Here is a 22,316-nt window from a genome sequence, read left to right on the forward strand (position 1 = left end):
GGTAAAGTGGAGGTTTTTTATGTAGTCGTAAACTGCTGAAAAGGAGCCGTTAATTAATCATTACGACTCCGCCTTTCAGGGTCGCCAAGCCGCCGCCGTCGAGTTCCAACTGCGCGGATGCCTTAAATGAGCCAGTTGTTTGGGCACTCACATCTACCGTCAAACCTTCCACTTTCAGTTCGGTACCGGCGCTTACTTCCATACTTGTATCGTTCTTGATTAGCGTTTTTCCCGCTTTTACATCCCATTCATCGCTAGCTTCCATTTTGATTTTGGGCGCTTTTAACTGAATACCTTTGGCGGCTTCCAGAAAGATGGTTCCGTTGCTTTTGGCTCTTATGTGTGAGCCACCATCCAGCGAAAGTTCGATTTCGTTTTTACTGTCTTTATTAAAAATCCGAATCGTCTCCTTGCCGTCGGTATCATCAATGAGGATGTGATTGCCCCCTTTGGTGATGATGCCCTTGATGTTGTTGTTTTTATTAAAAAGTTCACCCGGCTTGGCGTCGCCGTGGTACATGCTACCCGTTACAAAAGGGACATCGGGATTGCCAAATTCAAAATCTACAAATACCACTTCATCCACTTCCGGAATAAAGTACATTCCTTTTTCTTTGCTCGCCATTGGGTTCACTACCCTTACCCACGGCGTTATTTCATTACTGGCTTTTTGCCACGGAAACTGCACCTTTACGCGTCCCATGCTATCTTTATCATCTACGTGCATCACAACGGCGGGTTGTGGCTCGGCGTTGGGTTGAATGATACGGTAATCGACTGGCGCAAAGTCAGTATCATGCGGAACAGCCTCAAAATTACACTGATAGACCCCTCTCGAATCCAAATAATGACTCAAACGAGTGACCACAAACGACCCGTAATCAATGGTTTCGACTTTATTTTTGGCGTTGATAAAGGTATCAGTCACTTTTACAACACCTCCCAATTTTACTTCCATCTCAGGTGTTCGGCCACTGAGCACGGCCAATTTATTGACTTGCTCACTTTTTTTGAGCTTGATGGCTTTTTTTAAAGTGGATGTACTGCGGTGGTTTTGGTAGCCAATCTCAATGAGCTCGTCGCTAAACACTTTTTCGGACTTGCTCAGTCCTATCTGCTCATAGGAATTCAACCCGCTCACACTTTCTGCCGACGACGGAGCTTCGTAGGTTGTATTTGTGTAATAGTCGTAATGTAAACCTGTGAGATTGAGGGGAGTGGCCCGCATACTGTAATTCATGTCAAAAAAATTGGCTGAGTGTTTGAGTACAATCTCATCTCCCTTTACCCGCCCGGCTTTCCCAAATATAAACTGTTGGCCGTCGTAGTACATCCACTCACCGTAGTCTTCGGCGAGGCGTTGCAGGAAGTGGAAGTTGTCTTCTTCGTATTGGGTCACGTAGCGAATGGTTTCTTTACATTCAGGTTTCACCTCTTTTTTTAAATTACTGTATGGCTGTAGTACTTTATTTACGATCTGTTCTAAGGTAAGTTTGGAGAAAGAGCGGGTAGTACGCCCCGCACTCAACAGCGCCGTTGGACTCACGCCCGTGATGACGACGGTATTGGAGGTACTGCTGCCCTTACTCAAGCGCACCGCCGTCACAATGCCATTAAAGACCATCGTTTGTTGCCGGCTTACGGTGCCATCTGCCTTTTTTTCTCCCTGCGCGAGTGTGATGACCACCGCCTCGCCCACGACCTTATCGCCCAGTTCTTTGAGTTTGACTGTGGGAGATTTCTCCGGCAGCATATCGGGCGACAGACTCACCTCAAAACTATGGTGATTGTCAAAGGGTTGGTTGATTGAGAGGCTGCTGATGCGGGTGATTTTCAGGCCATTAATATTAACTTCGACCGAGGCGATGAGTTGTAGGGTAGAGGGCATAGTAAGTTCTTTAAAAAAATGATATAGAATCAACAGGTTCTGATATAAATTATCGTAATATCTCCTCGCACTTTTTTAAATACATTTCTCTTTCGGCTATATGTGTAAGTCCACCATTAATCATATAAACTACCTCTTTAAAAGTGGCACCCTTGTCACATAATTGATTTCCTTTATTTTTTTCCCAGAAAACAAAGGCTGAAAAGATAGGGTATTTATTAGCCACGTATGTTACTCCTTCCATTACATTCGGGTCATCTATGTAATCACTAAGCTGTTGATAATTATATCGCCCTGTCAATTGAATTATTCCTCCTCCTTTGTATTTTGGACCATCTCCTATTTGAGAGTTTCCTACTCTCTTGGCTTTTCTTGTATTAACACCAGGGTCATAATTCATTCCACTGGCAATTTCTTCGAAATATTGACCATGACCACATTCAACAGAAACGTTTGCCAAGAAAAAGGACAGCCTGATTTTAGTAGTTAGTTTGTATTTCTTTAAATAAAAATTTAAAGCTGATAAAAACCATTTTTCAACAGGGTTTCCCCAAATATAAAATAGCTGTTCATGTGTTATTACCGGAGGTGTTGGGTCGTCAAAAAGGTTAAATTTTGACCTTTCATCCCAACTCATCCCAGCCATAGCTTGATCTTCTTCTATCAACATATCTTTAACAGATTCCGGATTGATGGGAGTATAATCAAGAGGTTCAAAATAAGTTGAATTATCAGCATTACATATTAAACGAGAATCAGCTAAAATTTTTCTCATATTTTTCTTGCTCATGCCTGATAAACCACTTTTTTTGCTGTCAGGGATTTTCTTTCGACGAAACAGATATAGGTCGTTGTCAAACTCTAATAAGCATATTTCTCTTCCCATGATTTCAGTTTGTTAAATTTAATCCCTATGCTAATTACTTCACCTAATCTTTTGGCACTGGTCAGTAATGCCCTGATTCTTCCATCGTTGTGAAAGCTTAAAAAACTTACATTACTTTCGTTTCCAGCTCCTTTTTAATTTCCTCCAAAACAGTGATCGCCAACCCGAGATTTTTGGACATGCGGTCAATGCATTGGGTTACTTCGGGCGAGGAGCCACACCCGGAAGTGAGGGTTTTGTGGATAAATGCCTCATTCAGTTCTGTTTTGTCTTTTCCCGAAACTAACTTGCTTATTTCTGAAGCAATGCCGGCCGCTGCTTTTATATCTCCCGCTATCTTCAGCGCGCCACGGGCCTTGATAACCTCTTTTAATACAGTTCTAAAAGAAATAAGTGAGGCTAAGGTGAGTGCCAACGCCTCTTTTTGGGCGGTATTGATGGCAGCTTCGGCGGTATTACCCGATAACATTTTACCAACAAATACCCCCGCTTCTTTGGCATCGGGTTTGAGCCATTCGCCAATCAATTTCCACCGAGAGATAGGCTCAGACTTGTCTCTGAATAGTACTGCGGTAAACAGCTTGAAGGTATCGGGGCAGTTTTTATAAAGAAATTGCAAATCCTGCAAAATGGGCTTTACATTATCGAATGCTGTGTGGAATTTTTTTTCATTCTGAAAAAAATACTGGGCTAGCACGGTGAGTTTGTTTGCCGTCGTTACAACTGTAACCACCGCACCAAGCCCTAAATAGCCACCCATAACGGCGCAACAAAACATTACCGTGCCTTGTGCATAAGGAACCAACCATGCCGCCCTTGATACTCCGATGGCAATGGCATCAAGCGAAATTTTTTGGTCAAAACGGGTATAATGTTCACGATAGAGCATGTCACCCTTCATAAAAATGGCATCCTGTCCCACTTTTCCGATAAATATTTCCTGATTGATAGGCGTGAACGGATTTATATATACGCGACCATCTTTGTAGATCGGCTCAAGCCATCCATTCCGTTGCCATTGAGCAATCAGAGAAGCGGCTGGGCCGCCTCGGGCTATGACGTTGTTCTTTTGAAAATTGGCTTGTCCGGCCTCCACCATTTCCTCAAATTTTGTTTTTGAGGAGAAAATTTTTCGGGCATTCTCTAAAAAACTCATCTTTATTTACGGTTTATATTTAGTCATTAGTTAATATAGCTCCGCCATACACCTCAAAATTCTATCCCTTTTCCCTTTGGTATTTCCTTTCAAATTAGGTTTCCCCCAGCCATCATCAACTACTTTAGGATCAATGTAAGTGGAATCTTCAATGGACTGAAAAGGGTGAGTGGCCCAGTGTTTTTTGTGTTCTTCCAACAATTGAACGCGTGTTTTCAATGGCAACATTGGTTTGGCAGTACTGATGTTTGCAATAATTCGTTTTGAGATGTCGTATGGCAGCGCTCGTTCCTCATTACCCCAAGTATCAAGCCCTCGAATATGAAAAATGCAGTAACTCACGCCTGTCCCTGAATCAAATCGTACAAAATCGACAACTGACTTGGCTTGCCGACAAAGCGTTTTTATGTACAGCGTGTTGGCATTTATTCTTTCGATTTTTAGTTTTTTTGCCCGCCACCGTTTCAGGTTTTCGGGCAAGGGAGTCATGTCTGGTAGGATAACAATCAAGTCAAAATCAATGGGTGTAGATCCTACAGAGGTTCCTACAAAAACATATTCGGTACTGAGCGGGTATTTTCGGATGGTGTTGGGCAGGTGGATGGTATAGCCAAAAGTGGGGTTGTCAAACACCGTACTGTCAGGCAATGGTTCCTTTTCTGCGCGGCTTTGCACATCCCGAAAGCTATCAGCCGCCGCAATGAGTGCAATGGAAACGAATATATATTTTAGGGGATGGAGCATCTACCAGTTAATTTTTATTTGCAAGTTTGGACTCCCGACGAAAGAGCCGAAACCTGCAAATGGGTTTTAGTCGCGTTTCAGTTTGAGTTTTTGCCCTTGAATGTCCAATTCTCGTGAGCAAATGGTGAAACTTTGCGAACCCGCACCACTGCCCGAAAGGCTGAAGGTCTCGCTGAAATTCACCACGGAAGCGTGTTCAAATTTGATCGTGCGTAGTTCTTCTCCCTTTTGATTGCTGAATTTGATTTCACCGTTGATATCGTCTTTGTGCGGCAATATCATCAACTCAATGATTTTGGCATCGGCATTGCGGGTCTCGATGGAGACGTCAATGTTGCCGCCAAAAACCTCCGAAGTAGTTTCATTGGTGTTAGGGTTTACGTGTTGGTGCAGGCTGTAGGAGCAATGAAGAACTTCAAACTCTTTGCCGTCAATTTTGATAGTTGCTTTGTGTGCCATGTTTGTAAAAATCTAAAAGTGAATTGTTTATACGTGAAAAATGATTGATACGCTCTGTCAGCCAATCAGTACCGTGGGGGATCCGATGACGATACTTCCGCCGTGGGCGGTCATGTCGCCCATTCTGGCGGCGGGAAGCCCTCCGATCAGTACCGTGGCAGAGCCTGCCGCAATGATGTCGGGTGGTCCGGCGCATGTACACATACCTGTAGCCGTAGCAGCGGGCATATTATTGATCAAAACAGTCGGTACTCCAGGAGGTAAAATAGGCCCTCCTACGTGGGGCACTGTGCCTGTTACCATTGGGCAAACGTGCATATCTCCTACTCTTGCGGCGGGCATTCCCATGTTGATGGATTGGTTTAAGGTTATTAATTCAAGTTTGTGTCTTCGCTTCTTTTATCAACTAATTGACCTTCTGGAACATAATTGATGCTTTTGGCTGATTTGGATTTACCCTCATGAAAAGGTTGATCTTCCCATCGTAGTGCTCAATTTTGTAATAGAGTTGAAATTTCTCCGAACCATCCGGCATTTTATAAAGTAGCTGACCATCTCTTGTAAACCACCTGATGCCTGCTTCTCTTTCGGCTTTGAAGCCTTCATGTTCAGTCCAACCCCCATTATAATTAGCTTCCAACCCGGGCTGGTAAATGATGGCCGAACTGCGGCTTTGCCCTTCTATAGTACCATCTGCATTAAAGGCCCAATATTCTTCAGTATTCATGCTGTTTCGGGTGTAAGCAGAAAACTTGCTCCATGTTCCAATTAGGTTTGGGTCTCGTGTCGGTCTGTCGTTGGCCTTCGGGGCTCTGTTCGGGGTTGGGCTTTGCCCAATGTTGTTTTGAGGTTTGCTCCCCGTCCCTGCTTTCTCAAACATACCGGAAAGAATGACCTGTCCCTGATCGATCACCTGTACAAACAGGGCGGTCATACCGGCACCCAGCGTACTCAAATCCTGTAGAGAAAAATTGGCGGTACCGGTCTCATTCGTTAAAGTCCCTTTATATACGCCGTCGGAGAAGTTTCCTGATAGTGCCGAGATGATATTTGTTCCGTTGATGGCGAGTGTCATTGTACCCGTAATGGCTGTACCTTTGACGGTCAGCATCATACTGCTTTCCAATTTTGATTGATTGGCAGCGGTCAGTTCGCCTTGGTATTTTCCATTTATTTTCTGTGCCATGCTATTAAACACAAGTAGAAATGAGGTAAAAAGAAATAGGCTTTTCATGTTTGAAGTTTTGTTTTAGTGTTTAAAATCCATCGCAGGCATAGCAGCGATCTAAAACACTTTGAACCCTTGCCATTAGTAAATCGCCATCGGTAGCACTTCTATGATCGACATCCCTTCTACGATTGGCGATTTTTTGGTTTTCAATATCCATCTCCATTAGTTTTTGTCTTTCTTCCAATGAAACAGTAGGCTGTATAAATCGAATACCATTACCGAGTGCTTCGGCGGTTTTTTGTGAAATAGTAGCAGGCCCCGTAATAATCCTCATCACTCCAAGTACACTCCCATCCGGCAACGCTCCAAAAATGATAGTGGCAGCCATCTCCTGTGTACTAATCGTGGCAGTCACAGTATTTTCAGTCTTAGTGAATGGTGTACCTGCCGATTGTAGATTTTGGGCAACTGTATTCAAGTCGTCAATAGTAGGAATCACCATAATAATATCACTTCGAGATTCTGTTTTTTTATCTACAAAAAAATAAGAATACTTTGCCGCAGTCGGTACAAGCGTCAAATCAGCCAATATCGGAATGCTGAACCCAAATTCGTAATTAGTGATGGCGTTGGGATTATAGGCTTGAGAAGCGGGATTTTGTTGGCTATAGCTGTTTGCCTTAAATTGATTAAAGAAAGCATCTTCTCTTTGTTGTGCTTTATACTCTTCATATACAAACATCGCTAAGCCAATGAGCACGAGTGCTCCTAAGAATTTGAAATTACTGTTCATGGTATTTAGAGTAAGTGTAAGTTGATTTTTTTAAAAAATATTGATGACGATGTATAATTACCTTTCAAACTCAAATGAATAGCCGTTGGACGAGAAAGCACGGTAAGGACAAGGCACGACAAAATCGCCCGAAGTGTTTGTGTGTACCGTAATTGCCGTAGAATTGGCAGGCCAACTCAGTAGCGTGAAGGTGCCGTTGCCACGGGCGTTGTTGGAATCTTCCCAGGCGAATCTGCCGTCCGTATAAAAGTAATAGCTGATTGTATAAAGCCCCCCCGGACGAACATTGACCGAGGTAAACGTACTGAAACCACTTGCCTTGAAACCGGTCATAACCTGTGCGACAGTTGGGTTGGTAAGGCTGACATTCGTTATTTGTCCGCTTGCAACGGAAACTGTCGCAGTTTGAGATACTCCACATCCGTCTTTTGTTGAATTGATAGTCAACCCTACTTGTGCCGTAGAAACCGGGAATGTGTAATTAGCTCCTAAGCCTATCCGCCCACCCGAAAGCGACAGTTGTCTCGTATTAGCCCCTTCAATAACGTCAATTCTCGTGATTGGCAGCGAAGAATTATTGGTGATTCTAATCGACCTGACTTGCGAAGCCGTTACGTTGACTATGGAACCGTATACGACGATATTGGTTTGGTTTTTGGCATAAGCCCTGACTTTATAGATTGTGCCAGCGGTCAGCCCCGTAATATCCGAACTGAACGTGCCACCGCTGCTGATGGCGGCTGTTTTGGTGGTTTTACCACCGTTGGTTAGCACGGTTGGGTCGGCATTGGTGCTCACGGTCCAGATGTGTCCGTATTCAGACACTTGGCAGTTGCCGCCGCCTTCGTTGTCAATTTTGCCACCCACGACCGCCGTTGTCTGCGTAATGTTGGAAGCCGCAGCAGTACTCACCGTTGGATTGACAGTACAGGCAACGGCAGCAGCCGTTACGTTGACTATGGAACCATATACGACGATATTGGTTTGGTTTTTGGCATAAGCCCTGACTTTATAGATTGTGCCAGCGGTCAGCCCCGTAATATCCGAACTGAACGTGCCACCGCTGCTGATGGCAGCCGTTTTGGTAGTTTTGCCACCGTTGGTTAGCACGGTTGGGTCGGCATTGGTGCTCACGGTCCAGATGTGTCCGTATTCAGACACTTGGCAGTTGCCGCCGCCTTCGTTGTCAATTTTGCCACCCACGACCGCCGTTGTCTGCGTAATGTTGGAAGCCGCAGCAGTACTCACCGTTGGATTGACAGTGCAGGTAGCGGCAGCAGCCGTTACGTTGACTATGGAACCATATACGACGATATTGGTTTGGTTTTTGGCATAAGCCCTGACTTTATAGATTGTGCCAGCGGTCAGCCCCGTAATATCCGAACTGAACGTGCCACCGCTGCTGATGGCGGCTGTTTTGGTGGTTTTACCACCGTTGGTTAGCACGGTTGGGTCGGCATTGGTGCTCACGGTCCAGATGTGTCCGTATTCAGATACTTGGCAGTTGCCGCCGCCTTCGTTGTCAATTTTGCCACCCACGACCGCCGTTGTCTGCGTAATGTTGGAAGCGGTGGTGGTACTCACCGTCGGAGTGACCGTACAGGCAACGGCAGAGGCGGAGGTTATTTGTTTTGTTTGTCCATATCCGGTACCAGATGCATTGGTGGCAAATGCCCGAACTGAATAAAGTGTATTGGCAGTCAGGTTATCTATGACACCACTGAAATTACCGTTTGCATCTCGGTTGGTGGTTGTTTTTTTTGAATTACTAATGGTCGGCTCTCCGTTTCCTGCTATCCAACATATTCCGTATTCGGTCAAATCAGAACCGCCATTGGCAACAATCCGCCCTTTTCCCACTGCATTGGTCGTTGTGATATCAGTCACTTCGGTTGTTTCTACCACAGGTTTAACAATGGTAACGGGGGGGCTATCTGTCTTAAACGAGATGATAGTTCCGTAGCTCGTTCCGGCACTATTGATGGCATATGTGCGTACACTGTAAGTGGTGTTAGGACTTAAACCTGATAGCTCACTCGTAAACAAAAGCCCGGCATCTCCAATTCCTTTGGCAGTTTTAGCGTCGGTAGTAGTTGGTGTGCCGCTCCCGATTAGCCAGCAGTGTCCGTACTGAGTCACTTGGCTACTACCAACGGTTTCTATTTTTCCCGAAACAGTAGCTTTGTCGGTACTGATTCCAGACGCACTTCCAGTTAATACGGTAGGTGGTGCAGGAGGAGAAACCTCTTGGGGTTCTTTACGGCAAGAAAATAAAAGCTGAACTAAAATTACTCCAAGCAGGAGTTGTTTCAGCAGGCTTCCGAAAGTATGGCGTGAGTACATAAAATTACAAAATTGGTTGATAGTCTATTGTTTAGGGGTATTTTTACGACTTGCCGACCATTGACCGAAAGTTAAAGTTGATGGTAATGCCATTACCAATCATCGTGAGACCGTTCGTACGTTTAGTACGATACTTAGCAGTAAACAAATTAAGAATGGGTACTTTTTATGAGTTTGAATATATTTCATTTAGAAAAAACGATTAGAATTTCTACTGCCGGTATCTAAAACTAATCGCTGACTTGCCGCCCGAATAAATCAGCCCGTCCATATTCACGCCACTGCTACGCATTTTTTTGATAAACCCCGCCATATCTTCTTCGATTGAGTTGTTGACCAACCCGCCCGTGAGATAGGATTTCCATTTGAGATTGTTTCCCGAAGAAATAATGGTTTCGTAGTCTTTAAGCGGTTCCGATAGTATATATACGTCTACCCCTTCTAGTTGCCTTGCTCTTGCTATCCCTTTTGTTTTTTCAGAAGGTTTGCCCGTAAATCGGATGGTCACAATACTCTTGCCTCCCGAATAAAGTACGGCATCAAACATGGCCCCTTGCTTGCGTGCTCGGCGGATATACTGCAATACTTTGTCTGTAATACTTTCGTTAAACAGGCCTCCTGTTAGTATTGACTCTGCTTTCACTCCAGTGGTTACGCTCGTCATGGTTTCATATTCCCGCAAGGGCTCGGCCAGAATATATACTTCTACCCCATCAAGGCGCTGGACGCGAGCGAGATTTTTATTGTTTTGCGCAAAGAGTTGCACTGAAAATAGGAGTAATGCCGACAGTACTGTTTTCATTTTATTTGTGTTTAAGTTAAATTTTGTATGTCAATTTTAAAGCCTCATTTCAGGGTGTTTTTGAAGCTGTTTTCGGTACAAAACTGCTCACTGTTCGCTCATTTGCTTCCCCCCAATTCGGGTAGTTTCATGGCTTTTACTTTATCGCCTGCTCGCCCACATACACGATCTTCCATTCGCCGTTGAGGCGTTCGAGGATGCGGGTTTCGCGGTCGGTTTGTAAGGTTTTTCCGTTGGCAACTGCTTTTTGGGTGTAGGTAGCCCAGGCCATGTTGTTGTTGATCCTGACCTCAAAATCGCCCCGCTCTACCGTGAAATTCTGCTTTTTGAGATTGGGTAGTACTAAATTTCTCAGCTTGTCCATGCTTTCACCTTTGGCGTAGGGTTGACCGATGATGGGCACTAAAAATTGACTGGCGTGCTCGTTGGATTTCTTGTCGGCCCAAAAGCTCAGCAGTTTTTTGCCGTCGCCGTCAATGTAGGCTTGGGTTTCTCCTTCGATTACTTTTTTGATGGCGGCTTCTTCTTCCTTTACCGAGACGGGTGCGAGAGTATGATGTCCTGTTTGAAACAGCCATTTTCCTTTTTCCTGAACGAATGTATAGGTAATGACAGACTTGCTCGCTCTTTTTTCTTTGGTCGTTTTGTGAACATAGGCGTGGGATAAAATGCCCGTGGCGTAGGCATTGGAGCCATTTTGTCGGATTACCACATTGCTGAATTCACGGTAAGGCTCATCGTAGTAAGCATACAGTGTCAGTACTTCCTCCTTGTTCTGAACCTGTCCATTGGAACTCGTGAAAATAAAATTGGGGGCCGTTTCATTTTTTATGTACTCAGTAGGGTTTTGCTTAAAGCGCATATCTATTTCATTGAACAAAGCTTCGGTAAAGTTGCCCTGTGCAAAGAGCAGACCCGGAAGCAATAACAGTAGGGTAATGAAAGTTTTCATTGGTTTGACAGTTTAAAATTTGAGTTTCTTTTTGAAATGTCACTTGGAGATTTTGAATAGAAAAGCTCCTGCTGACTTTTATTCCTTACTTCTGAAATACAAAGTCCCCACAGCCATGCAAGCCCAAAAAGCCATGTCAAAATAGAAGGTTTTGGTAGGGGGCAGGTTTCTGACATTGAGATTGAAAAGAAAGACAGCAATGGAAAAAAGGGTTAAAAACGCTACGGCCAATAACCACCCTCGGCGCACCGCACGGTCGGTAGAGCGATAAGTGATAAAACCCAGATAGCCCATCGTCAATTGGAAGCCTCCGATAAAATTGATGGAAGCATGCTCGTTCATGTCACCGACAGTCCCGCCAAAATATTCGATGGCCAGACCCGGGGCAAAAATGGCCGGCAAGCTCAACAATATGCTGTAAGCAGATACAATGAGGATAAATGTGTTGGTTTTCATTTTTTTAGAAAGGTTTAGGTTTGAAAAATAGTATTGGCTATTCTGTTAATTGCACCCACCCACTTGTGCTTTAAAATACCCTGTATTGGTGGGCTGCGCTACAAAACCTTCATTAAGCGTAATTGAGCGAGCTTCGTACGTTATTTTGGCGGTATTGGTGATTTGGTTGATGGCCGTAATAGCACCATTGATAGCATTGGCTTGGCGAGTGAGGGTTTCGGTGGTGTAGTTGGGAGAGGCAATGGGCAGTGAAGCAGGGCAGGGGTTGAGCAGTGTACAGGCACTCGAAACTCCGCAGGCAACATCGGTCAAAGCAACACTTGTATTAAAAAATTGCGGTTTATTGTTTGTTCCTGTGGTACCTTCACGCGTACCATGCAACTGGTTTGGCGAACAATCTTGTACATCGCAAGTGGCTTCGCCATCGAATTTATAGTAGAAAACCAAGCCGCTTTCATTGCCACTCAATTCGGTATTGTAGCTTGCCCCGATTTGGGTTTCTGTTCTTGCTACATTCCAAAAACGTGCTTCTTCTATTCGTCCGTCTAATTCCCATCCAGTAAATGTATAATGATTGCCAATTTTCATTTCAAAATTAGTCTGACTTGGTGCGTAGTTGATGTTTTGAACATCTTGAAGTTCACCATTGATGTAGAAATAAGATTCTTTTGAAGTATTATTGAAACTACAAGCTAAATGATACCAGATACCCGCTGTTGGGGTAAATGAAAACCCTGCCTCTCTGGGGTGCCCATTGTCTTCAAATCCAAATTTGATTGAATTTCCAGCTTGAGCGTAATTGTAGTACATCCATCTTCGGCTGTTATCCATGATGGTTTGATTTCGGTTATTAATATCAAATCTTACCCATGCTTCTATTGTATATGATTGCGGATTAAAGCCTTCATTTGCAGGTACTGTAACCACATCATCCGTTCCGTCAAAATCAAGGGCTTGGCCGCTGGATGGGGTGATCGTAATACCCACCGCCAATGTTCGGGGGCTTTCGCAACCCTGCATAAAACACACGGGATAGTAGGTGGTGGGGGTAGTAAGATTGGGCGTGGTGAATGTGCTGTTTTGCCCTAACAATGTGCCGCCAGCGGGTTGATTATACCAACGGGTTTGCTCAGCACAGCCCAGCGCCGTGAGGGTGATACTGTTACCGTTTACTACGCTGCCGCCGTTGCAGGTAGGAGGTGAGGGGAGTGTAGTACAGTTGGGCTGATTGACCGTTACGGTGGCCGGGCTGCGCTGACTTTCGCAATTATTGAACGTACAGGTAAGGTAATAAGTGGTAGTGGTATTGAGCAGTGGCGTGGTATAATTATCTCCTGTAAAAATGGGGGAACCTCCCGATGCTGCGGCATACCATTTTACAATTCCAAGACAGCCATTGGATTTAATTGTGGCAGGATAACTTGCTAAAATTGTTGGTGCAGTGGCCAATGGTCCCGCCGGGGCAGGATTGGTGCAGGGGGCGGGAGTGAATTTCCATGGTTCGGCTTCGGTTGCTGGGTAATAAAAATTTCTTACATTTTGATATTTATGCATTGTGAAATATAAACTGCCATTCCAGGCGTACATATTTACAGGAGTTGTAGAAGCTACTTTTGTTAAATTTTTCAGTTGTTTTGTGCCTTCAGTTGTGCCATCTGTGGACCAAATTTCACTGTCTTGAGCAGTTACCGGGGTTGGTGTTTCTTTTCCGCCAAAATATAATCTGTTATTAAGAACGGCATATGGCATTTTTTCACTTGCATCAACGCTACCAAAGCTTGAATTATAATAGGGGTCAATATTGTAACCGCCGTAGAGTATATCACTTTTTACCAATACTGTACCATTAGTTGTACCATCCGTTTTATGAAGTCCTCTATTTCCATTACCTACATCATCGTACCCCATAAAATAGACACTTCCATTGAATGGGTATAAATAGGCAGGGTCAGAATTTCTCGGGTAGGTTTGTCCCCAAATGTCAGTGTAACTCCCGGTTGCCGTGTTTTTAACTAATACAGTCCCTTCTTGCGTTCCATCCGATTTCCATAGTTCACTCCCATTTATGCCATCGTCTGCATTGAAATAGAGGCTATTATTATAAATGATGCTTCGGGTATCTAAATTGGGTAAATTAAAATTTGCTCCAATAAAATATTCAGATTTATTAGCATAAGATATTGAATGTTTTCCTGACGAAAATGGTCCGGAAGGAAAATTATTTGGGACTTCTGGGTTTATATCTTTTACAATCACGGTTCCCGCACTTGTTCCGTCTGACTTCCACAGTTCCATTCCCGAATTGACGTTATTGTTGTTTAGAACTATTGTACCATCGCCTGCAAACAACATAACATTATTGACTACCCCAAAAAAACGAGGAATGTTGGCGGCATTAGTGGAGGCGAGATTCTTTACAAAACCACCCGAATTGGTAAGGGTGCTGTATCGTCTCATACTAAAACTCACTGTGCCAAAATTGGGGTCAGGGACACCTGCTATGAAATAATAAACTTGATTATTATAAGCCTGTATTTGTGATTGACAGTTTTCATAAACCCTCACTGTGCCTGCTTCTGTTCCATCGGTTTTCCAAAGGTCTATTTTATTGGCTACATTATCTGTCATTGTGAAGAATACGATGCCATTACAAAACTCCATGTCCAAAATATCATACATTGATTCTTTTCCTGCATTCTCGTGGCTTGCTCCTAAAAATGCTTTTACTCTTACAGTTCCAGCTATCGTTCCATCTGATTTCCATATTTCTCTTTGTACAGTTGTTGCAGTTGGTTTACTTTGCCCCTCATAATATAAATCTGTGGGTGTCTTAACCAACTGTCCTTTGTAAGGTCCACTACTTACATCGCTGTTAGTATTTACTTCTTTGAGAATTGTCGTTCCAACCTCAGTGCCATCCGTTTTCCACAAGTAGCCAGCATTATTCAAATCTGCTCCCCCCCAAGCAAAAAACACAAGACTGCCGCCCAATTCGGTAAAGTTATTTGGGTGCGAACTATAGTGACTTAAAACATCATAACTGGTATTGATATTTTTCAGTTTTTTGAATTCTTCAAAAGGTTTGGCAGTACCTGAGTGTTTTAAATTTGAAAGTACAAAACCACCTCCATCAAAAACTTCTTTATTGCCAACTTTGAAATACGCTTGTGCATCAGGTAACCTTCTTTGTGTTCCTCCGGTCCCGATGAGTACTCCATCTGATCCTGTTGCACATAAAACAGCTTCACTGCCAAATCCATTTCCTTCTTCATTCGACCACATGTATACTTGGTCACCATTGGGCTTTAGTTTCATTATCCAAAAAGCGTCATTATAGCTTGTAAATGAGCCGATTGTGCTATTCTTGGTATAAATAGTACCTCCCGCTACGTACATATTATCACTGGCATCAAGTGTGAGGCTACGAAACTGATAGGGAATTTGAATGTCATAAAATTTTATCCAAGTTTCAGCGCCCGTTGGCGAGAGTTTGGCTATAAATTGCTGGTGAATATTCATGGGAAATTCATAGGTAATTCCTCCAAAAATTACTTCAGCTTTGCCGTTTGCGTTTGCGGTATAGCGTAATGGGTCGGTATGAAAGGCTCCGGTCAGAATAACATTTCCTTGGCTGTCGATTTGTAAATCACCTTGGTCGGGGCAAATGATTGTGCTGAATTTCTTCTTAAAACCTACCGTCGGAGTAGCACTGTTTAGATTGTCTAACCGCACCACAATCATATCACGCGTGTCAAATTGTTGATTAGAGAAATCATCAATCCAAACATCACCCGTTTTCAAATAAAGCCAAAGACTCTGTTTATCATTGGTGAGTTTTATATCCAAAATAAAGTTTTCAAACAAAGGGTCAACATTGGCCGCAAACCAGTCTTTATCTAATATCCATGCTTTGTTTTCGATATGCCCATCAGGGTCTGCATTTGCTACTGATTTTAAAATTTTTATCAAACGATACCCTCGGGCAGTAGTGCTATTGTTAGCATTGGGCCCCAAACAATCGGTCAGATATAGGGCATTGTTATCTGTTTCAACAAAAGGATAAATAGAGGGTGCAAAACTGGGAGTTCCTGCATTTTTCATCCAAACTAAGTCACCATTACTGGCGTTTATTTTGTAATAATTAGCTACTTCAATATTAGGGTATGCATCTCCTCCGGCAATAGTGGCATCACCGTATTTTATTGTGCCGCCACCACCGCCTTCAGAAACGGCATAAATAAAACCATCATTGTCAATTTCAAAATCTGAAATTCCTGCATAGACCATCGTTTTGATCCACAAAATAGTTTCGCCCGTCGGATTTAATTTCATGAAATAATTTCCATAAATGCTTCCATAAAAATTTTGAGCATAAATATCCTGATTGGCAAATTTCATGGCTTTGTTGATTTGCCCGCTTACGTACAAATTGCCCGCGGCATCACGTTTGATGAGCCGTATGTCAGATCCATAACTCGTACCAACCGAAGGAATTGAGGGATAGCTTTCGCTGGCCACCCGTGCCCAATCGAAGGTGGGGAATTGTTGGGCAAATCCTGTTTGAAACAATAACAGGCACAAGCAAATGAATAGATGCTTTTTCATGGGTATTTCGTGCAAATGATGAAAATGACTTATTGGACTGTTACCACGACCGGTACACGGGACGATTCACAGGAGGTGCCGTTGTTGCAGGATACGTAGTAGGTAGTCGTTGAATTTAATGCTGGTGTTGTAAAATTTTGCCCGGTAAAAACGGCGGTACCTTCGGTTGCCTGACCGTACCATTTATACGTCGTACATCCCGTAGCAGTAAGGTTTGCTGTCGAACCTGAAGAAATGGTCACACCGGAAGCAATAGGTGAATTGGGGGGCGTATCGACACTGATGGCGACCGTGAGGGCAGGGCTTGTGCCGGCGCCATTGGTGGCAGTTACGGAAAGTGTCCCAGCCGTGGCATTGGCGGCAAAATCAATCGTAATGCTATTGCCGGTACCGTTGATGGTAGCGCCCGTACCGGTGTAAGACCAGTTGTAGGTTACACCACTTACACTTTGCACTGTATAAATTACACCTGTTTGCCCCTTGCATACTGCGGCTGAACTGACTGTAAAATTGACCGGTTGAGCCGGGACACTGGAAGTATTGCACCCACCGATTTCTGCTGTTAAGTAGCCGCCTGAATTTTCTGAATTAAAGCCCGGACTTAGTAAAACAGCTTTGCCAGCTTTCAGTTCTATGGATGGTGGAATAACCGCCGAGCCGCTTACTTCGATGGATTCGAGGGCTTGGTGTTTGTTGAGGGTTGCACCACCGCCCAAAATGCTGAAAAATTTGATGTTTTTAGGGCAAGGATAGGTATTGGAAAATGATTTTTTATTGTATGCCAAATCAATCGTACGGATTTGAATGGAAAACGTCTCGGGAAGTGGCGAGCCACTTACGTGAAGGCCAGCAATGGGGATATTAACTGAATTGCTTGTGCCTACTCTCTGGTAAGGCACTATTGTACCGTTGCAGATAAAATACGTTTTACTCCAATCAATCCCCGACAGGTTGTCGGTCAATGTAAATTGAAAGTTTTGCCCATCAACAAAAGAAGCGGGTGGGGTGACGGTGATAGTGGGAGGAACAAAATCTTTCTGAAGCGATACCCCTATGGCGAAGATACCCAAACGGTTGAAGTTGATGGTTTGGTTAACATCGCCGATTATCTCCCAAGTATTGCTGCCAATGGGTTGAAAAAGAACTTTGGGCGTAAGAGTAAGCGGTAGACCTGCCAATTCAAGTTCATAATCATTGAAGGTTGTATTGACGGTGAAGTTGCCATTGGGGGCGATATCTAAATCTGTAGTGCCGTTCATGGCATTGAGGAAGAATACATCTGTTACAAGTTTGAATGTATCACTTAGCGTAGCTGCACTCAATTGATTTTCTGGATAGTAATACTTGAAAAGCATTTCATCCCCTGCATTGAAAGCCGTATTTCCACCAGGGATATTGAAAGTAAAAGTACTGGGAGCTGTATTGGTACGTGCGTTTTTGGCACTGGTTATAAAAGGTTTGGCATCCAATCCCAGTCTCAGTGTTGAGCCATTTTGGCTATTGGAGAAAGTAAGTGCTATGCTCGACAGGATACTTGACAACTCTGTAACAAAACTCTTGGCAGTATTGAGGGCACTGATGGGTGTGTTGTCAATGCTTGTCTTTAGATTAGAAATAAAGTTAGCCAATGGGGTTGAGGCAGGCAGTTGGATGTTAGACTCAATGTCAGGGTAGTCTATGACAGGTAAAAGTCTGTCAACATCTTTTGCGTACTTATATTCTTTAAAGGGAAGGGTATATTTATTCCATTCTTTATAGCCTAGTTCAAATTCCACTCCTACAAAAGCTGTTAATCCAAAACCAATCGAATAGTCATTAATGTTAGTAACTTCTTTGGTATTACTAGTTGAAAAGTCAGCCGTATTTAATGTTCCTTTTGGTTTTCCAAAGGCTTGTGACTGATATTGATTGATTTGTTTGAACGCACTTCCAGAGCCACTAAGAGCGCTACTTACGAGAGTAAAAGGGGCTTTCAAAGTATTGCCATCTTCAAAAAATTTAGATACAAAATTGTTTGATAGCAGTCCAATTCTATCTATGGCTTTTTTACTGTAAGTAAGTTTGTTCACATAGTTCAATTTGTATGACTTTCCGGCTATTTCTTTGTTTCTCTCATTAGAGAATGATACAGATGCATCAAGTAAATTACCACCAAACGATTCCAAATGTCTGTTAAGAACAGTGGCAAAACTATTTTGACTTTCGTAAGACGCCAAAGAAAAAGGTAGAGAAAGGTTTTCCTCAAGATTATCCTCTAACTCTTCTGCACTAAGACCTATCGCTATTCCCGCGTTTACACTGGTTCCAGCCGAAATTGTCGTTGAGAAATTCACCCCTTCCGATTGAGTTTGTTCTAAAGCAAACTCAACGTTAGACGAAAGACCTGCCTTGAACTCCGCACCCAAACCGATACCAACATTTGCTCCCTCTTCTTTTTTTGAAATTTCCTTTGAAATACTAAACGATACTCCGGCATTAAAGCTTGATTGTGTGCCAACGTTAAAGCCGTATTTTTCTGATTTAGCTAATCCTGAAAAACTGGCAAGACGGTATAAAAAATTGGATAGCAAAAAGCCGCTGGGTGCCAATTTAACACCCAAGGAAAAAAGCTGTGCACCCAAAAAGAATTTGTGATTTGTATTTGTCACATCTAAATTATAGGTATATTCTTCAACAGACGAGAGACTCGCTTCTGATTCAATGGATGCTCCGCCTTCTACCCCAAAAACACCCACATCTCCTTCAAATTTAGGGCCGATTGAGCCATTAAGTTTGATTCCAAGTGGTGAGGCGATTTTGGCCTGCCATATATTAGGGTTCGAATTGTCTGGAATAAATGTTAAAGACGGTGAGTAAGTGCCTCCTATGCCAATGCTTGCCACTCCGGCTTTAAAATTAATAGGGACAACTTTGAATTCTGTTCCTTCGACTAGCTCAGCTCCAACGCCAATTTCAAATCCTATTCCAAATTCTTTTTCGGTTGGTTCAGCTTTATCAATAACAGAAATAGTAAAAGGGTTTTCAAAAGCATTTGAAAGTAATTCATAACTTTTATTGGCAATCGCCACATCAACAAAACTGACTTCCTTTTGTGTGCCTGCCGAAATTATGTCATCTGAAATACTTTCTACATTTTCGCCACCAACTTTCACAGTCAAATCAACTAAACCCGACTCTTTAGTTGGAGGCGAAGATATAATTTCTGGACTCCCGTTAATTTGATATTTCAAAACAACACCTTCAACGGGATCGTTATTTTTATCTCTTATCAAAAAATAATGATGTACCGTAGCTTCCCTTGGCACTTCGTAAGATGACATATTGATTGTTTCAGAAAGATTTACTATTTGCAGCGTATCTCGCTCACAGGGTGTGCATACTAAATTGTTACTACCATTAGATGAGAGTGTGGGGCTAAAATTTGTTTTTAGGTATGGTGATGTCGAAAAAACGGAATATACCCGTTCAACATTCCAAATAGTTCTATTATCTCCTGATATAGGGTAAATCCCTAAAATTGGGGCTTCATAACAAAATACATATTTGCCTTTGCATTTCTCTATGGGTGATTCATTCGTAAATTCATTGATATATTTTGGGTCATTGGGGTTCGACGAAGCACTCCACGTGATTTTTGTGACAACGGATAAGTAAAATTTATTATTACTATTGAAACTGCCGTCGGGGTGAATTTCAATAGCTCTATAAGTTCCTTCCCTAACAGTTGCTGTATCAAGTTGGATTGCAGGAGTTTGAGCATAGGACAATTTGCAAATAATGCAGATTATAGAAAAAGTTAAGACTTTAATATGTCTTCGAAGGGTATTTGCCTCTATATTTTTCATTACAAGATTATTTTAATAAACTTTATATCCCCCAAAACTCAGATTTAAACCTCCATTTATCTTCATTGTATAACCTGCTGTAGTACCAGCGTAAATTTCAATAGTATCGTTCTCAGCTAACTTAATGTTAAATGAAGAATTAAAGTCCACACCACCCAAAACAATAGCTTGAGTTGAAACACGTATATTAGTACTTGTATTCTTACGAATTTGAATAGTAGCAATAGTTGCTTCTGGAACAGGTATTGTTACTGGAAATATGGAAAGTTTTATATCAAAGTGATAAACTCCTGCAGTAGCTGCGGTGAAAGTGTTTCCACTAAATTGAGCAGCATCATCAAATTCCTCAATATTAAAAATTGTTAATTTTGTGTACGTGTTACCAGTAAAATTCTGTCCATTTGACCCTCCCGGGGATGTTCCTATTGCAGAAAAACCTGCACTACCCGCACCACTTCCACCAGAAGCGACTTTCCATTCTACATTTCCAAAGTCATCAACTGCTGTTAAAACTTTGTCTTTTACAGCTCCTTCATTTGGATTCAAGCCACTCAATTTTATCTTTCCTTGAGAAACAATAGAGTAACCATCCAATGAAAAGAAGTTGGTAGAAATCCCACACAAAGGTTGGTAATTGGTGCCATTACAATAATATATCTTATTGTCGGTGGTATTGTAAACCATATAGCCTTTCTCGTTTGAGATGCAACTTGATGGCGTGGTAGAGACTTTTGGGAGCTGGAATAAGCTTTGCCCGTGAGCATTATGTATGACTATTGATACTCCTAGAAAAGCAAAGAGAAGTCTTGAAAAATAGGGGAATTTCATAGTTTTAGCCATTTAATATGTTTTTTGATACATTTCTTTAACTTTTAAATCATAGCTTCTTCCCTTATAGCCCGCCTCTTTCTCCGCGCTACCTCCACTTCCGCCCCATCGCTCATTCGCACGAATTCTTTGCATTTTTTGGTCACGTAGCGTTGATTAAGTATGCACCGCTTATGTACCCGCAGAAAGTTTTCGGGTAACTGTGACTCATAAAAACCTATGTTTCGGGAGGTAAGAAGGGTACGGCCGTTGGCCAGTACAAAGCGGGTATAGTTGGATTCTCCTTCCAGCCGGACGATGTCATCGTAGCCTATCGTTACACTTCCGCGCAGCAGAGAGATTGTACCTGGGGTATCTTTGAGAAGCGTTACGGTGCTGCTGGGAGAAGTAGGAAGTAAATTCATGCTAGGGGTTGTTTAGACGTTTTTTCGGTACAAAATTTGTCACTATTGGGTCATTTGCTTCCCCCCAATTCGGGTAGTTTCATGGCTTCTTCGTAAAAACGATCCGTGAACTTGTGCGCTCGACAAACCCCTAAAAGCCCGTAAGACTTATCATCACAATCTTCCATTGGCCATTAATTTTCTCCAAGATGCGCAAGAAACGCTGTTTTTGGGCTACACTTCCATCGGCTTTTTTATCTTCTTGGGTGTAAGTAGCCCAAGCCAAATTGCCTGAAACATGCGACTCATAATCGCTCACAACTGCGTTAAGACCCGTAGGTTTATGGGTTTTGGGAAATGCCTCATAGACTTTTTGGAGAGCATCACCTTTTAGATAGGGCGTATTGGCCATTTTTCTGAGCTTTTCGTCATGCCGTTCTATGTAAGGAGTAGTGGCAAAATTGCTGCCCAATACCGCTAAGTTGGCTTCGTGGTAGGCTTTGGTTTCGGCATCAATTACCTGCCGAACGGCTGCCTCTTCTCCCGTTTGATAGTCAATCTTGGTGTGGTGTATATCGGTCAGCACCCAGTTATTCTTTTTCCACTCAAATGTGTAGGTAAAGGCATCTTTCCACGTCATTTTTTGGTTGTTTGGTAGTACCAAAGCGTGGTTTCTAATGCCCGATACCACGCCCAAATTACCCGATTGTTTCACGCGCAGGTCGCTCATTTGGGTTTCGCTTTTGGCAGCGGGGCGAGATTTAGCCAAAGCAAGTGTTGCGGCTTTGTCGTAAAACTGCCCGCTATGCCCTGCCACAAAGCGGATATTGTCATCCATTTGTTGGACGGCCTCCGTCGGATTTTTGTCATAATCAGCCATACCTTTTTCAAAAGCGGTTTTAAGGTCGGTTTGGGCGTAGATGCTTCCTATCGTCAGCATGACAAAAGAAAGAGCGAGGGTAAGGATTAGCTTTTTCATTTGAGAATAGATGGTTTATGGTTTAA

Annotated in this window: 17 protein-coding genes; all 17 read right to left on the minus strand. The window is 42.9% G+C overall.

The window, feature by feature from the left end; genetic code table 11:
- Window positions 1-49: 49 nt before the first annotated feature.
- Window positions 50-1,888, minus strand: a complete 1,839-nt coding sequence (locus tag DVG78_RS22485) for a type VI secretion system Vgr family protein (RefSeq protein ID WP_114463284.1) — start codon at window positions 1,886-1,888, stop codon at window positions 50-52.
- A gap of 49 nt (window positions 1,889-1,937) precedes the next feature.
- Entirely contained in the window at window positions 1,938-2,774 is an 837-nt protein-coding gene (locus DVG78_RS22490; protein WP_114463285.1) for a glycoside hydrolase family 19 protein, read from the minus strand.
- Window positions 2,775-2,880: 106 nt separating this feature from the next.
- Window positions 2,881-3,930 (minus strand): hypothetical protein, encoded by a 1,050-nt coding sequence (locus tag DVG78_RS22495; protein ID WP_114463286.1) that lies wholly within the window; start codon window positions 3,928-3,930, stop codon window positions 2,881-2,883.
- A 30-nt stretch (window positions 3,931-3,960) separates the two neighbouring features.
- Window positions 3,961-4,674, minus strand: a complete 714-nt coding sequence (locus DVG78_RS22500) for a hypothetical protein (RefSeq protein ID WP_114463287.1) — start codon at window positions 4,672-4,674, stop codon at window positions 3,961-3,963.
- 66 nt (window positions 4,675-4,740) lie between these two features.
- Window positions 4,741-5,133, minus strand: a complete 393-nt coding sequence (gene tssD, locus DVG78_RS22505; protein ID WP_114463288.1) for a type VI secretion system tube protein TssD — start codon at window positions 5,131-5,133, stop codon at window positions 4,741-4,743.
- Between the two features lie 57 nt (window positions 5,134-5,190).
- On the minus strand, window positions 5,191-5,481 hold the full coding sequence (locus DVG78_RS22510; protein WP_114463289.1) for a PAAR domain-containing contractile injection system baseplate protein: 291 nt from the start codon (window positions 5,479-5,481) through the stop codon (window positions 5,191-5,193).
- A gap of 58 nt (window positions 5,482-5,539) precedes the next feature.
- Window positions 5,540-6,319, minus strand: coding sequence for a hypothetical protein (locus tag DVG78_RS22515; protein ID WP_114463290.1), 780 nt, complete (start codon window positions 6,317-6,319; stop codon window positions 5,540-5,542).
- 70 nt (window positions 6,320-6,389) lie between these two features.
- The gene (locus DVG78_RS22520) at window positions 6,390-7,097 is read right to left on the minus strand and encodes a hypothetical protein (RefSeq protein WP_114463291.1); all 708 of its coding nucleotides are present in this window, start codon (window positions 7,095-7,097) and stop codon (window positions 6,390-6,392) included.
- A 57-nt stretch (window positions 7,098-7,154) separates the two neighbouring features.
- Complete coding sequence (locus DVG78_RS22525; RefSeq protein WP_114463292.1) at window positions 7,155-9,440, minus strand: hypothetical protein; 2,286 nt, start codon at window positions 9,438-9,440, stop codon at window positions 7,155-7,157.
- A 211-nt stretch (window positions 9,441-9,651) separates the two neighbouring features.
- Window positions 9,652-10,242 (minus strand): hypothetical protein, encoded by a 591-nt coding sequence (locus DVG78_RS22530; RefSeq protein ID WP_114463293.1) that lies wholly within the window; start codon window positions 10,240-10,242, stop codon window positions 9,652-9,654.
- Window positions 10,243-10,378: 136 nt separating this feature from the next.
- Window positions 10,379-11,194 carry a nuclear transport factor 2 family protein gene (locus DVG78_RS22535; RefSeq protein ID WP_114463294.1) on the minus strand — a complete coding sequence of 272 codons (816 nt, stop codon included), beginning with the start codon at window positions 11,192-11,194 and terminating at the stop codon, window positions 10,379-10,381.
- Window positions 11,195-11,272: 78 nt separating this feature from the next.
- Window positions 11,273-11,650: a hypothetical protein gene (locus tag DVG78_RS22540; protein ID WP_114463295.1), complete on the minus strand. Its 378-nt coding sequence runs from the start codon at window positions 11,648-11,650 to the stop codon at window positions 11,273-11,275.
- 45 nt (window positions 11,651-11,695) lie between these two features.
- Window positions 11,696-16,255: an Ig-like domain-containing protein gene (locus DVG78_RS22545; protein WP_114463296.1), complete on the minus strand. Its 4,560-nt coding sequence runs from the start codon at window positions 16,253-16,255 to the stop codon at window positions 11,696-11,698.
- Between the two features lie 29 nt (window positions 16,256-16,284).
- Window positions 16,285-20,100: an Ig-like domain-containing protein gene (locus DVG78_RS22550; protein ID WP_147277150.1), complete on the minus strand. Its 3,816-nt coding sequence runs from the start codon at window positions 20,098-20,100 to the stop codon at window positions 16,285-16,287.
- Window positions 20,101-20,112: 12 nt separating this feature from the next.
- Window positions 20,113-20,928, minus strand: a complete 816-nt coding sequence (locus DVG78_RS22555) for a phage tail-like protein (protein ID WP_147277151.1) — start codon at window positions 20,926-20,928, stop codon at window positions 20,113-20,115.
- Between the two features lie 44 nt (window positions 20,929-20,972).
- Window positions 20,973-21,332: a LytR/AlgR family response regulator transcription factor gene (locus tag DVG78_RS22560; protein WP_114463299.1), complete on the minus strand. Its 360-nt coding sequence runs from the start codon at window positions 21,330-21,332 to the stop codon at window positions 20,973-20,975.
- Between the two features lie 130 nt (window positions 21,333-21,462).
- Window positions 21,463-22,290 (minus strand): nuclear transport factor 2 family protein, encoded by an 828-nt coding sequence (locus DVG78_RS22565; RefSeq protein ID WP_114463300.1) that lies wholly within the window; start codon window positions 22,288-22,290, stop codon window positions 21,463-21,465.
- Window positions 22,291-22,316 lie beyond the last annotated feature (26 nt).

The organism is Runella aurantiaca (assembly GCF_003339505.1).
Lineage (GTDB): Bacteria > Bacteroidota > Bacteroidia > Cytophagales > Spirosomataceae > Runella > Runella aurantiaca.

Coding starts and splice junctions, on each gene's coding strand:
- DVG78_RS22535 (WP_114463294.1), bottom strand. CDS start 11,194: ATGAAAACTTTCATTACCCTACTGTTATTGCTTCCGGGTCTGCTCTTT.
- DVG78_RS22515 (WP_114463290.1), bottom strand. CDS start 6,319: ATGGCACAGAAAATAAATGGAAAATACCAAGGCGAACTGACCGCTGCC.
- DVG78_RS22485 (WP_114463284.1), bottom strand. CDS start 1,888: ATGCCCTCTACCCTACAACTCATCGCCTCGGTCGAAGTTAATATTAAT.
- DVG78_RS22555 (WP_147277151.1), bottom strand. CDS start 20,928: ATGAAATTCCCCTATTTTTCAAGACTTCTCTTTGCTTTTCTAGGAGTA.
- tssD (WP_114463288.1), bottom strand. CDS start 5,133: ATGGCACACAAAGCAACTATCAAAATTGACGGCAAAGAGTTTGAAGTT.
- DVG78_RS22545 (WP_114463296.1), bottom strand. CDS start 16,255: ATGAAAAAGCATCTATTCATTTGCTTGTGCCTGTTATTGTTTCAAACA.
- DVG78_RS22525 (WP_114463292.1), bottom strand. CDS start 9,440: ATGTACTCACGCCATACTTTCGGAAGCCTGCTGAAACAACTCCTGCTT.
- DVG78_RS22540 (WP_114463295.1), bottom strand. CDS start 11,650: ATGAAAACCAACACATTTATCCTCATTGTATCTGCTTACAGCATATTG.
- DVG78_RS22520 (WP_114463291.1), bottom strand. CDS start 7,097: ATGAACAGTAATTTCAAATTCTTAGGAGCACTCGTGCTCATTGGCTTA.
- DVG78_RS22495 (WP_114463286.1), bottom strand. CDS start 3,930: ATGAGTTTTTTAGAGAATGCCCGAAAAATTTTCTCCTCAAAAACAAAA.
- DVG78_RS22490 (WP_114463285.1), bottom strand. CDS start 2,774: ATGGGAAGAGAAATATGCTTATTAGAGTTTGACAACGACCTATATCTG.
- DVG78_RS22530 (WP_114463293.1), bottom strand. CDS start 10,242: ATGAAAACAGTACTGTCGGCATTACTCCTATTTTCAGTGCAACTCTTT.
- DVG78_RS22565 (WP_114463300.1), bottom strand. CDS start 22,290: ATGAAAAAGCTAATCCTTACCCTCGCTCTTTCTTTTGTCATGCTGACG.
- DVG78_RS22500 (WP_114463287.1), bottom strand. CDS start 4,674: ATGCTCCATCCCCTAAAATATATATTCGTTTCCATTGCACTCATTGCG.
- DVG78_RS22550 (WP_147277150.1), bottom strand. CDS start 20,100: ATGAAAAATATAGAGGCAAATACCCTTCGAAGACATATTAAAGTCTTA.
- DVG78_RS22560 (WP_114463299.1), bottom strand. CDS start 21,332: ATGAATTTACTTCCTACTTCTCCCAGCAGCACCGTAACGCTTCTCAAA.
- DVG78_RS22510 (WP_114463289.1), bottom strand. CDS start 5,481: ATGGGAATGCCCGCCGCAAGAGTAGGAGATATGCACGTTTGCCCAATG.